This window comes from Clostridium intestinale DSM 6191, from assembly GCF_900130055.1.
In the GTDB taxonomy this organism is placed as follows: Bacteria; Bacillota; Clostridia; order Clostridiales; family Clostridiaceae; genus Clostridium_T; species Clostridium_T intestinale.
The window spans coordinates 1-13248 of record NZ_FQXU01000013.1 but is presented as its reverse complement, the minus strand read 5'-3'; the positions used below and the strand labels follow the sequence as shown (position 1 = coordinate 13248).

Sequence of the window (13248 nt, the reverse complement as noted above, 5' to 3'; positions counted from 1 at the left end):
GTTATTGGGTGTCTTTTTTATACCATAAATTAAGGAGGCTCAGTAAATGTCAACTAAAAGAAAACTTAATTTAAACGTCAAATTTCATGGAGATAAAGTGATATGTGCTAAGTCTCCAGTTGAATGTAAGAAGTGTATTGATAGTAGGTCATGTGAAACCATGACTTTATTTTATGATCCTTTTGAGGGAATAAATGAATGTATGAAATCAAGGAGCTACAAAAGAGAAAAAGGAGCCATAAGGCAAAGGTAGGTGAGATGATGTGCCAAGAAAGGTTCCAGCTAATTCTATACCAGAGAGAAGCTACAATAGGTTTAAATATAAGCTTGAAGAAATGAGTAAGGAATATCCTGAGAGGAATCTTATGATGTTTTATATAGGAGTTGCTACTGGTTATAGAACGCAAGATATAGTGGATTTAACTATAGGTCAGATTAAAGAATCTCTTGAAGATGAGAGATTTACAATCCAGGAGAAAAAGCAATATAAAGCTTGGGAAACTCACATGAAGAATTATCCTAACTCTAAAAAGAAAAGACCACCACCAAGAGAAGTTATGATTAAAGCTAATCTAAGAAAGTTATTAAGAGAATATATCAAAGGTAAAAGTAAATCTGAATATGCTTTCCCGTCAAATAAGAATGAACATATCTCAGCTAAATCATATTCTGAGATTTTAAATGCTGTTGGCAAGAGTTTAGGGCTTAAGAATATAAGTGGCCATAGTATGAGAAAAACCTATGCAAGTAGATTATGGGAGGCTAAAAGAGATTTGGAATATGTAAGAATAGCATTAGGGCATATGAATATTGAAACAACAAAGAGATATTTAGGATTAAATAATGAGATTAAAGATGATGCAGCTGCTTTAGCTGACGACAAGCTTTAATTTTTTTTGACCTTATAATCGGTAAAAAAGTGGGGTATGCAGATTCAAAGAGAAAATAAAAGATTCCTACTATTATATGTATATAAAAAACGATATCCGTAATCCTATAGCTTATTACCGATTTAGAGATAAATTAAAAAAGTGCTTTAAAGTTAGTCATATCAATGGATAGAGCTAGTTTTATAAAATCATTGCTTTTGGCGGAGTTTTTTTAGGGGTCTAAAACATCAAAAGTTATAGTTATTTTGAAGAGGATTAACTCAATCAGTGCCTTATATGCGTTTAAACATAAAGGCTCTGGGAGAAAAGTTATAGTTTAAAATAAGATAATGAAATAAAAGAAAAAAATGTCCGTTATGGACACTTTTTATATGTTCATTTTGGGTAAACTCTAAAGAGTACATGAAATAAATAAAGAAAGTAAGAGAAAAACATACTAAAATCTAATCAAATAACCTTCAAAAGTGTTCAGTGAATTTTACATACTTAAAATGAACACTTATAATATAATTAGGGGTGAGATTATGATTTTTGGATATGTAAGAGTTTCAACTAAAGAACAAAATGAAAATAGACAAGTGAAAGCTCTTAAAGATTTTTGTGATGAGTTAAAACATGAGAATATCTATATGGATAAAGAAAGTGGAAAAGATTTTAATAGAGAAAAGTACCAGGAACTTAAAAAGCTATTAAGGCAAGGCGACACATTAATAATAAAAGAACTTGATAGACTTGGAAGAAATAAAGAAAGCATAAAAGATGAACTTGATTACTACAAAGAAAAGAAAGTTAGGGTAAAAATTTTAAATATCCCAACTACATTAATGGATTTTCCTGAAGGTAGTGAGTGGGTGTTTGAAATGATTAATAATATTTTAATTGAGGTTCTTGGAGCTATTGCAGAAGAAGAAAGAAATAAAATAAGAAGCAGACAAAGGGAAGGAATAGAGCTTGCTAAAAAAGAGGGTAAGTATAAAGGTAGACCACAAGCTGAATTGCCAGAAGGATTCGAAAAGTTATATAAACAATGGAAAGATAATAAGATAACGGCAATACAATTTACTAGCCTTCTTAAATTGAAGAGTAGAACAACATTATATAAATATATAAAAAGATACGAAGAAAAGAATTATAAGTAAGGTGTCCAGGATGGACACCTTTTATTGTGGAGGTAATTAATATGAGTAGAGTAAGAAGTCCAAACAGAGATAAAGCTTTTGAAATATATAAAGAGCATGGTGGAAGAATATCATCAAAGGAAATAGCTGATTTATTAAATGAAAAGGTAAGTAATATAAACTCATGGAGAAGCCAGGACACATGGAAATATAAACTTAAAGGGAGAGCTGGTGCACCTAAAGGGAATAAGAATGCACTAGGAAATAAAGGTGGAGCTCCTGAGAAGAATCAGAACAGATATAAACATGGGTTCTACTCTAAATATCTTCCTAAACAAGCATATGATATTTTTGAAGCTATAGAAGAAATGAGTCCACTAGAAATACTATGGAATAATATAAAAATGAAATATGCTGCTATAATAAGGTCGCAAAAGATAATGCATGTTAAAAGTAAAAGTGAAATGATAAAAGAGCTTAAGAAATCAAAAGTAAAAACTAAAGATAGAAGCACAGAAAAAACTTCAAGCAATGAATCTGAAGAAGAGTTTGAATATGAATTTCAATTCGCATGGGATAGACAAGCCACATTCTTAAGGGCGCAGTCAGATGCTATGAGAACATTAAGCAACATGATAAAACAGTATGATGAAATGCTTCATAAGAATTGGGATTTAGCTACAGAAGAACAAAAAGCACGTATTGAAGTATTGAAAGCAAAACTAGGAAATACAGAAGGTTCTTCAAGTAATGTAGTTATTGTGGATGATATAGATGATTAAGGTAAGACTTAAATCAATAATTGCATCTAGTTTCTATGCGCTTCATAACGACTTAAAGAAAGGACTACATACACATTATTGGCTTAAAGGTGGAAGGGGTAGCACTAAATCCTCATGGATATCTATTGAAATAGTTCTTAATATAATGAAAGATGCAGAGCAAGGGATAATGTCAAACGCTCTTATCTTAAGAAGGGTAAAAGATACATTATCTGAATCGGTAAGAGATCAAATTAAGTGGGCAATAGATATTTTAGGTGTAAGTGATGAGTGGCATGTACCAGAATCTAAGCTAACTATAACATATAAGCCTACTGGACAAGTTATAAGGTTTAAAGGTGCAGATAATCCTAAGAAAGTTAAATCTACTAAAGTTCCTAAAGGATATATTAAATACATATGGTATGAAGAAGTAGATGAGTTCGAAGGAAAACCTAAAATAGACACTATAAATCAATCATTAATGAGAGGTGGCCCTAAGTTTTTTGTATTCTATTCATTCAATCCTCCAGAGTCACAGAGGAATTGGTGTAACCAAGAAGTCCTTGAAGCTAGAGAAGATAAATATGTCCATCATAGTGATTATAGAAGTGTACCAAGAGAATGGCTAGGAGAACAATTCATAATTGAAGCTGAACACATGAAGAAAGTTAATCCAACTAAGTATGAACATGATTATTTAGGAGCTGTAACTGGTACTGGTGGAGAAGTATTTAGAAACTTAACCATTAGAGAAATAACAGATGAAGAAATAAAAGTATTTGATAGATTAAAGAATGGATTAGACTTTGGTTATGCAGCTGATCCATTAGCTTATTTATTAATGCATTATGATAAGACAAGAAAGAAGCTTTATATCTTTGGTGAGATATATAAAGTCCAATTAAGTAATAGTAAAGCTGTTGAAGCAATTAAGAAGCTAAACCCATTAAACAAAAGAGTAACATCAGATACAGAACCAAGAACAATAAATGAATTTAAGAAGTTAGGGTTAAATATTATAGGAGCTAAGAAAGGGCCAGATTCAGTTGAACATGGTCTTAAATATTTATCTGAAGAAATAGAGGAAATAATAATAGATCCTGTTAGATGCCCTAATACAAAAAGAGAGTTCATGGAATATGAAATAGAAAAAGATAAGAATGGAAACTTAAAAGGTGAATATCCTGATAAGAATAACCACGCTATTGATGCTGCTAGATATGGAATGGAAGATGAAATTAATAGTAAGAAGATTAAGGTTAGTAGTAAGTCAAAAATAGGATTGAGGTAGAAAATAGGAATTTTATTAAGGGAGGTAATTATGAAGATTTTAACTATAACAATATTCTCCGTAGCATTAAACCTGATAGTTTATTATGTCAAAGAGGCATATGAGGTAAAGAAAAGATTTGAAACTAAAAATAATAAAAAAATTAGATTTAGAGATATAAAGTGAGGTGATAAAATGGCAATTATAAAAGAAAGGGAACTTTTAAATGAAGATGGTTCTGTTCCTATAGAATTATTGGTTAAATGTTTGGATAATCATCAAGATTTAATTACTAGATATAAGAAACTAAATGATTATTATGATGGTGAACATGATATTAAAAGAAGAACATTATCAAGTCCTTCACTACCTAACAATAAATTAGTTTGTAATCATGCTGAGTATATAACTGATATGGGAGTGGGGTATGTGTTTGGAACTCCAATAAGTTACTCTGGAGATGATTCAGAAGCATTGAATGATATATTTACAGACATAGATGAAGATTCACACAATAATGAGTTAGCAATAGATATTAGTATATTTGGATTAGGTAATGAGCTTTTATATATGAATGATGATGAGGTACCATATCCAGATTTAGCTGTAGTAAGTCCCTTCAATGGATTTTTAGTTGTAGATAGTACAGTAAAGCATAAACCTATGTTTGCAGCAACTTATTTTGAGAAAAAGGATATTGATGATAAGAAAACAGGGTATGATGTTCACATATATACTGATACAGAAATATATCATTACTTCTTTCAAGATTTAAGTAGCAAAACTCCAAAGGAAATTGATTTAAATGAACATTATTTTGGAGAGATACCATTTATAGAGTATCAAAATAATAAGAAAAGCAAAGGTGACTTTGAAGGAGTAATAACGCTAATAGATGCATATAACCTTTTACAATCAGATAGAGTAAATGATAAAGAACAAATGGTTGATGCTCTTTTGGCTGTTATAGGAGCAACTTTAGGTGATGATGAAGAAGAAAAGATTAAAACAGGGAAATTAATAAAAGAACTTAAAATTTTAGAACTTGATCCAGGTGGAGATGCCAAGTGGTTAGTTAAAAATCTTAATGAAACAGAAATAGAAGTTTTAAAGAAAAGCCTTAAGGATGATATTCACGAGTTTTCAAAAGTTCCTTGTCTAACTGATGAAAACTTTGTAGGTAATGCAAGTGGAGTAGCTATGAAGTACAAGCTTCTAGCCTTTGAGCAGTTAGGTAAAATAAAGGAAAGATACTTTAAAAAAGGATTAAGACAAAGGTTAAAGCTTATGAGTAATATAGAGAATATTAAAGCTAAAAATATAGATTCTAACAATATAGATATCACTATGAAACGTAGCTTACCAGTAGATGATGAATTACTTGCAAGGATAGCTCAAATGACAGAAGGATTTATAAGTTGGGAAACTAGGGTTAAAAGGTTTGATGAAGAGCTTGATGTAGATAAGGAAAGAGAAAACCTTGATAAAGAGAATGAGAAAAAGATTGAGCAACATCAAAAGTCTTTTGGATCATATGACTTTAAAGATATTAAAAAAGATGGTGAGGTAGATGAAGAGTAATACCTATTGGGAAAATAGAGCTAATGAAAGAATGGCTGAATATCATAAATCATCTGATGAAACTATATATAAAATTAACCTTGCTTATGATAAAGCTATTAAAGATATAAATAAGGATATAGAGAAGATATTTAATAAATTTGTATTAGATGGTGGCTTAACTCAATCTGAAGCTATGGAGTTGTTAAATACTAGCGTATCTCAAAAAGAATTAGATTCTATTAGAGTAAAAATTAAAGGAATCCAAGATGAGGATCTAAAGAAGTATTTAATGTCTCAACTTAATGCTAAAGCCTATAAAGCAAGAATAACAAGGCTTGAAGCTATAAAAGAGAGTATTTATATTAATACAAAATTAGCAGCTGATGTTGAGATTAATACAAGCACTCAGCTATATACAGATACCTCAAGTAAGTCATATCATAGAAATATATTTGATATTCAGAAAGGTATAGGAGTAGGCTTTAATGTTGCTCAAATGCCTGTACAAACAATTCAAGAGATACTAAAGAACAAATGGAGTGGTAAACATTACTCTAGGCGTATATGGCATAATACAGATGTACTAGTGGAGAAGTTAGAAGAAGTAATAACTAGTGGACTTATGGCTGGTAAGAGTTCAAGGAGAATGGCAGATGAACTAAGGGAATTAACTGACTATGGTAAGTTTGCTGCAGAAAGGTTAATAAGAACTGAAACTACTTATATTGTAAATGCAGCTGAGCTTGAAAGCTATAAAGAATTAGGCATAGAAAGATACATATATGTAGCAACCTTAGACTTAAGAACATCTGATGTATGTAGAGAAATGGATGGAAAGATAATAAAAGTTGATAAAGCTAAAGTTGGCGTAAATCTTCCACCATTACATCCATATTGCAGAAGTACCACAAGAGCCTATTTTGAAAATATAGAAAGACTGAAGAGAAGAGCTAGAGATCCAGTGACAGGAAAAACTTATATAATACCTGGCAACATGAATTATAAAGAATGGTATGATAAGTTTGTTGTTAAAAAGTATGGTAAAGAACAAACAAAGATGTTAGAAAAGAAAGTTCATGATAAATAGAAGCACTTACTTATGTAGGTGCTTTTATTATGTTCAAAAATAAGGGAGTACTTGATTATGAATGATGATATTCCAAGGAGGTGAGAAATAAGTGATTTTAATCAATATTGCTGCTTTAATAGTTATTGCTTCAAGTGTATATGACATCTATGTAAATTATCATGTTAAAAAACAAAACGACAGTTTGGCAGAAGTTACTGAAGGCATGAAAAGAGAACTAGAAGAAATGAAAAAGACTAGTGAAGTATCTATAAATATAGATGGTAAGGAACTTATAAAAGCTATAAATGAAGAACAGAAAAAGCATAAGAATATAAAATTAGTTCCTTGTTGAATAATATTCAATAAAAATTAGAATAAATATGCAAATTAGTTGTGTATTTATTGTTTTTATGCAGAAAATTTTATAAAAACAATTTGAAAATTATCATTAATATTAATTTGTGTCGGTAAATCAATGTTTAGCGACATGAAAAGGGAGGATATATAAATGAATTTTGACAAAGCTTTTAAGCTAATGAAAGATGGGCTTGGTATTAAATTGCCATCATGGGCAGGATATTGGTTTTGGGATAATGAAAAAGAAACTATAATAATGCATTGTAAGGATGGTAAGAAAGTTGACATAAGAGAAACACAAGTAGTGGAGTACACATTACAAAATATATTAAGCGATGAGTGGATTGTAGCTGATGCTGGTAGTACTCCTGTTTTAGGTGGAACAGCAACTTTTAATTTTGGTGAAGCTATTAAGTATTTAAAGAGAGGATTAAAAGTTGCCAGAAGCGGTTGGAATGGAAAAGGGATGCATTTAAAATTAGTTCCTAATGGCTATTATGATGTTGGGTTATCAATTGTTGAGGAGCCTTGCGAAGGACTACTACCTTGGATAGGTATGAAGACAGCTGATAATAAATTTGTCCCTTGGTTAGCTAGTCAAACAGATATACTTGCTGAAGATTATACTTTTGTTGATTAAGTCTTATTTTTAAGGCTTTTTTCTTTTGTCCTAAATAAGACGCTATAAACTGTTTAAAAATAATTAAACCTAGTGGGCATTGAACATTAGGGGTAAGGAGGAAGTTATGAAAAGAAAAAAATTAATTATGAATCTACAACTTTTTGGAGTCTTAAGTAATCCTTATTCAAGGAGATTTATGGCACCTGATACTGGTGATGGAGTAGCTGGAGCAGCAGGAACAGGTGAAGGTGATACTTCAACTGGTACTGGCGAAGGGGAAAATGGAGCTGGTGATGGTAAAGATGGTAGTGAGCAAACCTTTGATGATGTATTAAAAGATAAGAAATATCAAAGTGAGTTTGATAAGAGAGTATCTAAGGCTCTTGAAACTGCTAAGACTAAATGGGAAACAGAATATAATCAAAAGCTAGAAGAAGCAAAAACAGAAGCTGAAAAGTTAGCAGCTATGACAGCTAATGAAAAGGCTAAATATGAAGCTCAAAAGGCTAAAGATGCAGAAGAAAAAAGAGTAGCTGAATTAAATGATAATTTAGCTAAAAGAGAAAAGGAAATCACAACTAGAGAACTAAAAATTACTTCAGCAGAAACCTTAGCGGATAAAAATTTACCAATAGAACTAGTGGAAGTGCTTCATTATGAAAGTGCAGAGTCTTGTCAAAAATCAATTGAAGCAATTGAAAAGGCTTGGGTTAAAGCTCAAGGGTCTTGGCAACAAGCGGTAGAGAAAGCTGTGAATGACAAGTTAAGAGGTGGTAAACCTCCTAAGGCTGGTTTAGGAAATGAAAATACACTTGAAGCTCAAATAGCAAGGGCTATGAGAGGACAATAAAAATATTTATAAGAAAGAAGGAATGTAAAAATGGCAAATACTATGCAGTATGCAACTCTATTTCAAAAGGAGTTAGACAAAATAGCGTTACAAGAGATGTTAACAGGCTGGATGGATGCTAATGCTGGACAAGTTAAGTACACTGGAGGAAAGGAAGTTAAGATACCTAAATTATCTATGGATGGATTAGGAAACTACGGAAGAGCAGGTAATTCAGGATTTGCAGATGGAGACGTAAGTTTCTCATACCAAACTAAAGAAATGACTCAAGATAGAGGAAGAAAGTTTGTTATTGATGCAAATGATGTAGATGAAACTGGATTTGTAGTAACTGCATCAACTATCATGGGTGAGTTCCAAAGAACTAAGGTTACTCCAGAGATAGATGCTTATAGATTATCTCTGTTAGCAGCAACAGCCATGGGAATAGCCCAAGATAAGAATGTAGAGTATGGTTATACTCCTGCTAAAGATACAGTGCTTGCAAAACTAAAATATGCAATAAAAGTTATTAGAGAAAATGGATATAATGGACAGTTAGTTATTCATGCTAATTATGATGTTGCTACTGAATTTGAACTAGCTATGGCTGGAAAAATATCTAATACAACATTCTCTCAAGGAGGGATAGATACTGAAGTTCCAGTTTTAGATGGATGTCCTATAATAAAGACACCACAAAATAGATTGTATACAGCAATTACTTTATTTGATGGTAAAACAGCAGGACAAACTCAAGGGGGATATGTTAAAGGATCTACTGCAAAGGATGTTAACTTTATAATTGTACCAAGAACAACTCCTATAGCTGTAACTAAGCAGGATAATATGAGAATATTTGATCCTGAAACTTATCAAGATGCTAATGCATGGGCTATGGATTATAGAAGATATCATGATATATGGGTAAAAGATAATGCTGCTAACTCAATATTTGCAAATATAAAGGATACTAAGAGTGGTTCATAAACTAATTCGCTTAAATGTGGAGCGAATAACTGATGACGAACACATTGCTAAGGTATTAATTGATGAAGGATTTAAATTAGTAGAAGAAAAGCAGCAGTCTACTAATTTAAGTAATGAATCTGTAGGTGAAGACACTACATTAGTAAATGAAAATCAAGAAGTTGTTTTAGATACATTAACAATGGATGAATTAAAGAAAATAGCTACTGAAAAGGGTCTTCAAATACCTTCTAAAATAAAGAAGGATGAGTTAATTAAGATGATAGAGGAAGTGGAGTAATCCCTTCCTTTTAATCTTGGAGGTGATTATATGACTCAATTAGAAAAACTTAAGATAAGATTAGGTATAGATAAGAATGATACAAGCAAAGATGATCTGCTAAATATGCTTTTAGAGGATGCAGCAGCTGAAATATTAGACTACTGCAATAGAGATATTTTATTAGATAAAATGGAGGGTTTACAAAGAGAGCTAGCCATTACTTATTATAATAGACAAGGCTCTGAGGGAGAAGCTTCTAGAAGCGAAAATGGAGTATCTGTTAGCTATATTACAGAAATACCTGAGGGGATTAAATCACGCTTAAATGCTTTTAGAAGATTAAAGATAGTAGGTGTTACTAATGCGAATAAAGAATAAGAAACCTTACTATTTAAAAAGAAAAACAGTAATAGAAGATAATGAAGGTGGCAAGTATCCAGGATACTTAGAGGAACCAATTCAAATAAAAGCTAATATAGCTCCTGCAAGTGGGAAGCTACAAGCAGAAATATACGGAGAGAGATTAAATTATATACTTAACATGCTTTATGATGAAAATGAAGTTATGACTGAAGGTGATGGAATATGTGTCTATGTACCAAAAGAAAGTAAACCTGATTATAAAATCATTAGCATAAAAAGATATTCTCACCTGGTTATTGAATTGGAGAAGTTATTATGAGTATAAGTAGTATTAATGTTAGTGGTTTTGATAGTATATTAAAAAAACTAGATTCCTTAGGAGTTAGTTTTGAAGATGTTATAGTTGATTCAGTTAAAAAAGAGACTAAAAGGGTTAAAGATGATGCTAGAGATTTAGCTCCAGTAGATAAAGAAGATTTAAAAAAGAGTATAACAGAAAAGGTAGAACTTACGGATGAAGGTGTTACTGGAACTGTAAGTACTAATAGTGATCATGCAGCATATGTTGAATTTGGAACTGGAAAGACTGGAGAAACTACACCTGTAGAAGATAAATATCCAGGAGCTTTAAGCTACAAACAAGATAAATGGCTTGTTAATATTCCTGATGTTGGGTATAGATGGATTGAAGGACAAATGGCACAACCCTATCTATATCCAGCACTTAAAAACAACGAAGATACGATTGTTGATAATATTAAAAAGGATCTAAATGAAACTATAAGGAGGGTAGCAAAAGAATGATAAATATAAAGCCTTTAATTAGAACTGAGTTAAAGAAGATAGTTGAAAATATTAATGATGCTTACCCTTCTGATTGGGTTACGTTCCCTATCATTCAATACATTGAAGAGGATAATAAAACCTATACCAAAACAGATGATAAAGAGCAGTTAGCTTATATAAGATACAAAATAGATATATGGAATAATGGGAGTACTTCTGATATTGCAGTAGCAGTTGATGGGGTACTTTCTTCTTTAGGATTAAAAAGAATACAAAGCATTGATACTCCAGAACCTAATCAATTAAAACACAAGGTAATGAGGTTTGAAGGAATTATTGATGTAAATAATATGAGGGTTTATAACCCTTAAAAAGAAAGGGTGATGAAGATGTTAGCTAATGGTATTGAGCTTGCATATAAAGAAACAGAGGCAGCCACAACTTATACAAACTTAGCGGGACTTAAAGAAGTACCTGAGATGGGTGCTGATCCTGAAAAGGTAGATGTTACAGATTTAGCGTCAATAAACAAAGAGTATGAATACGGAATTGGGGATTATGGTGATTTAGCTTATAAATTCAATTATGAAAATGGCAGTGCAGGTTCAAGTTATAGAATCTTGAGAAAACTTGCAGATGAAAAAAAGGTAGTTCCATTTCAACAAACATATCCAGATGCTACTAAATTCACATTTAAAGCACAATGCAGTGTGAAACTTGGTGGAGGAGGAGTGAACGCAGTTATGGAGTTCACTTTAAACTTGGCAATACAATCGAGTATAACAGTAACAGATCCATCTACAGGATCTTAATAAAAAATGAAGGGATGATGATATAAGTGTTATTTAAAACATTTAAGGTAGGAGATAAAGAACTAAAACTAAGATTAAGAGGGCGAGATTGTGTTGCTTTAGAAAGCAGCATAGGAGAATCTCCTTTAAATAAACTAATAGAATGTCAAAGTGGAAAAGTACCTTCTGTAACATTTATGATTTCAGTTCTACACGCTTCATTACAAGCATTGGAACATGGTTATAATACAGACAAAACTTATGATCTATATGATGAGTATATAGAAAATGGAGGAACTGTGACAGACTTATTGGAAGAGCTAATAGATGTGTTTGAGGTTAGTGGTTTTTTCAAGAAGGATGCTCTGAAGGAGGGGGACAAGAACAAAGAGGAGCTGAAAGCAATTTAAGCCTAATTAAGATATTTGATGAATTATTACCAATAGCATTGGAGTGTGAAATTCCAGTGCTTTCTTTTTGGGAATTAACATTAAAAGAAATACAGGATTCCATTTCAGCATATCAAAAAAGGATTTTAAGAGATGCAAAAAATAGGGCCTTTATGGATTATAAATTAGCTGAATGTATAGGAATAAATGTTGCTGCAATCTTATCTAAAGATAGTCAACCAGTTCCCTTTATAGAGGTTTATAGAGATCTATATAAAGAAGAATATGAGAAGTTCGAGAATCAGAAAATTAACCAAGAAGCCATAATTCACAAACAAAGAATGCTTGATTTTGCTAACTTCCATAATTCAAACAGAAAGGGGGTTAGTTAGTGGAATTAGAAGAGTTAAAAATACTTATTTCTGTAAAAACAAAAGAAGCCACAGCTCAATTAAGTGGAATAAAAGAAAAGTTTAAGAATGTTGGCCAAGAAGCTGTAAATGTAACTAATAAAATAAACAAAGCCACAAGCAGCATAAATCCAGGAACTCAAGCTGTAAAAAATCAGATGGATAACTTAGCTGAAAAGATAAGATTAACCAATGCTCAGATAGATATACAAAAAGATAAATTGGCTCAACTTCAAGGGCAGTTAGCAGGTAATACTGGAGAAGCAGATAGACTAAGAGCCAGGTATGCAGAGATAAACAGTATATTAAGTAGCACAAGTAAAACCAATGTAGCAGATCCTGCGTTAATACAAGAGCAGATTGATTTGTATACTAAGCTGCAGGAATTGAAAGCAAAGGAACAAAAGCCATCAAGTATTAATACAGCTAAAGTTAGGGAAGAGATATTAAAAGTTGAGACAAGAATAAATAAGTTGAGTGCTTCAGCAGATGCTGCTAAGGGGAAATTAAATTGTCTAGAAAACCTCCGGCTATGCCGGTGGACAAAAAGGCTTTAGCTCTGAACAGAAAAAAACTCCTATGATAAAATGAAAGCGACTGACAATCGCAAAACAAATAAATCATAGGAGGTGTCGTATGGGTAACGACATAGAAAGCTTATCACACACAAAATGGAGGTGTCAATATCATATAGTATTTGCACCAAAATACAGGAGACAAATAATATATGGGAAGTATAAATCAGAGATAGGAAAAATATTAAGGGAAATATGTA

At 31.7% G+C, this 13248-nt stretch carries 22 protein-coding genes; all 22 read left to right on the top strand.

Annotated features, from left to right (window positions below):
- Positions 1-46: 46 nt before the first annotated feature.
- Positions 47-253: a hypothetical protein gene (locus BUA92_RS17925; protein WP_073021896.1), complete on the top strand. Its 207-nt coding sequence runs from the start codon at positions 47-49 to the stop codon at positions 251-253.
- Positions 254-263: 10 nt separating this feature from the next.
- Positions 264-890, top strand: a complete 627-nt coding sequence (locus BUA92_RS17920; RefSeq protein WP_073021894.1) for a tyrosine-type recombinase/integrase — start codon at positions 264-266, stop codon at positions 888-890.
- Positions 891-1414: 524 nt separating this feature from the next.
- Positions 1415-2029, top strand: coding sequence for a recombinase family protein (locus BUA92_RS17915; protein ID WP_073021892.1), 615 nt, complete (start codon positions 1415-1417; stop codon positions 2027-2029).
- Positions 2030-2070: 41 nt separating this feature from the next.
- Positions 2071-2790: a phage terminase small subunit gene (gene terS / locus BUA92_RS17910; protein ID WP_073021890.1), complete on the top strand. Its 720-nt coding sequence runs from the start codon at positions 2071-2073 to the stop codon at positions 2788-2790.
- The gene (locus BUA92_RS17905) at positions 2783-4063 is read left to right on the top strand and encodes a PBSX family phage terminase large subunit (RefSeq protein ID WP_073021888.1); all 1281 of its coding nucleotides are present in this window, start codon (positions 2783-2785) and stop codon (positions 4061-4063) included. The genes terS and BUA92_RS17905 overlap by 8 nt, the downstream gene beginning before the upstream one ends.
- A 30-nt stretch (positions 4064-4093) precedes the next feature.
- Complete coding sequence (locus BUA92_RS23770; protein ID WP_278335149.1) at positions 4094-4228, top strand: hypothetical protein; 135 nt, start codon at positions 4094-4096, stop codon at positions 4226-4228.
- A gap of 9 nt (positions 4229-4237) precedes the next feature.
- Positions 4238-5623, top strand: coding sequence for a phage portal protein (locus BUA92_RS17900; RefSeq protein WP_073021886.1), 1386 nt, complete (start codon positions 4238-4240; stop codon positions 5621-5623).
- Positions 5613-6692: a minor capsid protein gene (locus BUA92_RS17895; RefSeq protein ID WP_073021884.1), complete on the top strand. Its 1080-nt coding sequence runs from the start codon at positions 5613-5615 to the stop codon at positions 6690-6692. The genes BUA92_RS17900 and BUA92_RS17895 overlap by 11 nt, the downstream gene beginning before the upstream one ends.
- A 91-nt stretch (positions 6693-6783) precedes the next feature.
- Positions 6784-7026, top strand: a complete 243-nt coding sequence (locus tag BUA92_RS17890) for a hypothetical protein (protein ID WP_073021882.1) — start codon at positions 6784-6786, stop codon at positions 7024-7026.
- A 156-nt stretch (positions 7027-7182) separates the two neighbouring features.
- Entirely contained in the window at positions 7183-7671 is a 489-nt protein-coding gene (locus BUA92_RS17885) for a DUF2829 domain-containing protein (protein ID WP_073021880.1), read from the top strand.
- A gap of 106 nt (positions 7672-7777) precedes the next feature.
- Positions 7778-8503: a DUF4355 domain-containing protein gene (locus BUA92_RS17880; RefSeq protein ID WP_073021878.1), complete on the top strand. Its 726-nt coding sequence runs from the start codon at positions 7778-7780 to the stop codon at positions 8501-8503.
- 30 nt (positions 8504-8533) lie between these two features.
- The gene (locus BUA92_RS17875) at positions 8534-9472 is read left to right on the top strand and encodes a hypothetical protein (RefSeq protein WP_073021875.1); all 939 of its coding nucleotides are present in this window, start codon (positions 8534-8536) and stop codon (positions 9470-9472) included.
- Between the two features lie 16 nt (positions 9473-9488).
- A complete protein-coding gene (locus BUA92_RS23485; RefSeq protein WP_207650360.1) occupies positions 9489-9752 on the top strand; it encodes a HeH/LEM domain-containing protein in 264 nt (87 codons plus the stop codon).
- Positions 9753-9782: 30 nt separating this feature from the next.
- Positions 9783-10112: a phage head-tail connector protein gene (locus BUA92_RS17865; RefSeq protein WP_021801698.1), complete on the top strand. Its 330-nt coding sequence runs from the start codon at positions 9783-9785 to the stop codon at positions 10110-10112.
- Positions 10096-10416 carry a hypothetical protein gene (locus tag BUA92_RS17860; RefSeq protein WP_073021871.1) on the top strand — a complete coding sequence of 107 codons (321 nt, stop codon included), beginning with the start codon at positions 10096-10098 and terminating at the stop codon, positions 10414-10416. The genes BUA92_RS17865 and BUA92_RS17860 overlap by 17 nt, the downstream gene beginning before the upstream one ends.
- A complete protein-coding gene (locus BUA92_RS17855) occupies positions 10413-10901 on the top strand; it encodes an HK97-gp10 family putative phage morphogenesis protein (protein WP_073021868.1) in 489 nt (162 codons plus the stop codon). Before BUA92_RS17860 ends, BUA92_RS17855 begins: the two co-directional genes overlap by 4 nt.
- A complete protein-coding gene (locus tag BUA92_RS17850; RefSeq protein WP_073021866.1) occupies positions 10898-11254 on the top strand; it encodes a hypothetical protein in 357 nt (118 codons plus the stop codon). Before BUA92_RS17855 ends, BUA92_RS17850 begins: the two co-directional genes overlap by 4 nt.
- A gap of 18 nt (positions 11255-11272) precedes the next feature.
- Positions 11273-11695: a phage tail tube protein gene (locus tag BUA92_RS17845; RefSeq protein WP_073021864.1), complete on the top strand. Its 423-nt coding sequence runs from the start codon at positions 11273-11275 to the stop codon at positions 11693-11695.
- Between the two features lie 26 nt (positions 11696-11721).
- On the top strand, positions 11722-12084 hold the full coding sequence (locus tag BUA92_RS17840) for a DUF6096 family protein (protein ID WP_083553582.1): 363 nt from the start codon (positions 11722-11724) through the stop codon (positions 12082-12084).
- 152 nt (positions 12085-12236) lie between these two features.
- On the top strand, positions 12237-12455 hold the full coding sequence (locus BUA92_RS17835) for a hypothetical protein (RefSeq protein WP_175550928.1): 219 nt from the start codon (positions 12237-12239) through the stop codon (positions 12453-12455).
- Positions 12455-13030 (top strand): coiled-coil domain-containing protein, encoded by a 576-nt coding sequence (locus tag BUA92_RS17830; protein ID WP_073021859.1) that lies wholly within the window; start codon positions 12455-12457, stop codon positions 13028-13030. The genes BUA92_RS17835 and BUA92_RS17830 overlap by 1 nt, the downstream gene beginning before the upstream one ends.
- A 79-nt stretch (positions 13031-13109) precedes the next feature.
- The coding region (locus BUA92_RS17825; RefSeq protein WP_175550927.1) for a transposase at positions 13110-13248 on the top strand (139 nt) is incomplete at its 3' end.

Bases quoted from the DNA above. Each gene is read 5' to 3' on its own strand.
- BUA92_RS17925 (WP_073021896.1), top strand. From the start codon at position 47: ATGTCAACTAAAAGAAAACTTAATTTAAACGTCAAATTTCATGGAGAT.
- BUA92_RS17915 (WP_073021892.1), top strand. From the start codon at position 1,415: ATGATTTTTGGATATGTAAGAGTTTCAACTAAAGAACAAAATGAAAAT.
- terS (WP_073021890.1), top strand. From the start codon at position 2,071: ATGAGTAGAGTAAGAAGTCCAAACAGAGATAAAGCTTTTGAAATATAT.
- BUA92_RS17905 (WP_073021888.1), top strand. From the start codon at position 2,783: ATGATTAAGGTAAGACTTAAATCAATAATTGCATCTAGTTTCTATGCG.
- BUA92_RS23770 (WP_278335149.1), top strand. From the start codon at position 4,094: ATGAAGATTTTAACTATAACAATATTCTCCGTAGCATTAAACCTGATA.
- BUA92_RS17900 (WP_073021886.1), top strand. From the start codon at position 4,238: ATGGCAATTATAAAAGAAAGGGAACTTTTAAATGAAGATGGTTCTGTT.
- BUA92_RS17895 (WP_073021884.1), top strand. From the start codon at position 5,613: ATGAAGAGTAATACCTATTGGGAAAATAGAGCTAATGAAAGAATGGCT.
- BUA92_RS17885 (WP_073021880.1), top strand. From the start codon at position 7,183: ATGAATTTTGACAAAGCTTTTAAGCTAATGAAAGATGGGCTTGGTATT.
- BUA92_RS17880 (WP_073021878.1), top strand. From the start codon at position 7,778: ATGAAAAGAAAAAAATTAATTATGAATCTACAACTTTTTGGAGTCTTA.
- BUA92_RS17875 (WP_073021875.1), top strand. From the start codon at position 8,534: ATGGCAAATACTATGCAGTATGCAACTCTATTTCAAAAGGAGTTAGAC.
- BUA92_RS17865 (WP_021801698.1), top strand. From the start codon at position 9,783: ATGACTCAATTAGAAAAACTTAAGATAAGATTAGGTATAGATAAGAAT.
- BUA92_RS17860 (WP_073021871.1), top strand. From the start codon at position 10,096: ATGCGAATAAAGAATAAGAAACCTTACTATTTAAAAAGAAAAACAGTA.
- BUA92_RS17855 (WP_073021868.1), top strand. From the start codon at position 10,413: ATGAGTATAAGTAGTATTAATGTTAGTGGTTTTGATAGTATATTAAAA.
- BUA92_RS17850 (WP_073021866.1), top strand. From the start codon at position 10,898: ATGATAAATATAAAGCCTTTAATTAGAACTGAGTTAAAGAAGATAGTT.
- BUA92_RS17845 (WP_073021864.1), top strand. From the start codon at position 11,273: ATGTTAGCTAATGGTATTGAGCTTGCATATAAAGAAACAGAGGCAGCC.
- BUA92_RS17835 (WP_175550928.1), top strand. From the start codon at position 12,237: ATGGATTATAAATTAGCTGAATGTATAGGAATAAATGTTGCTGCAATC.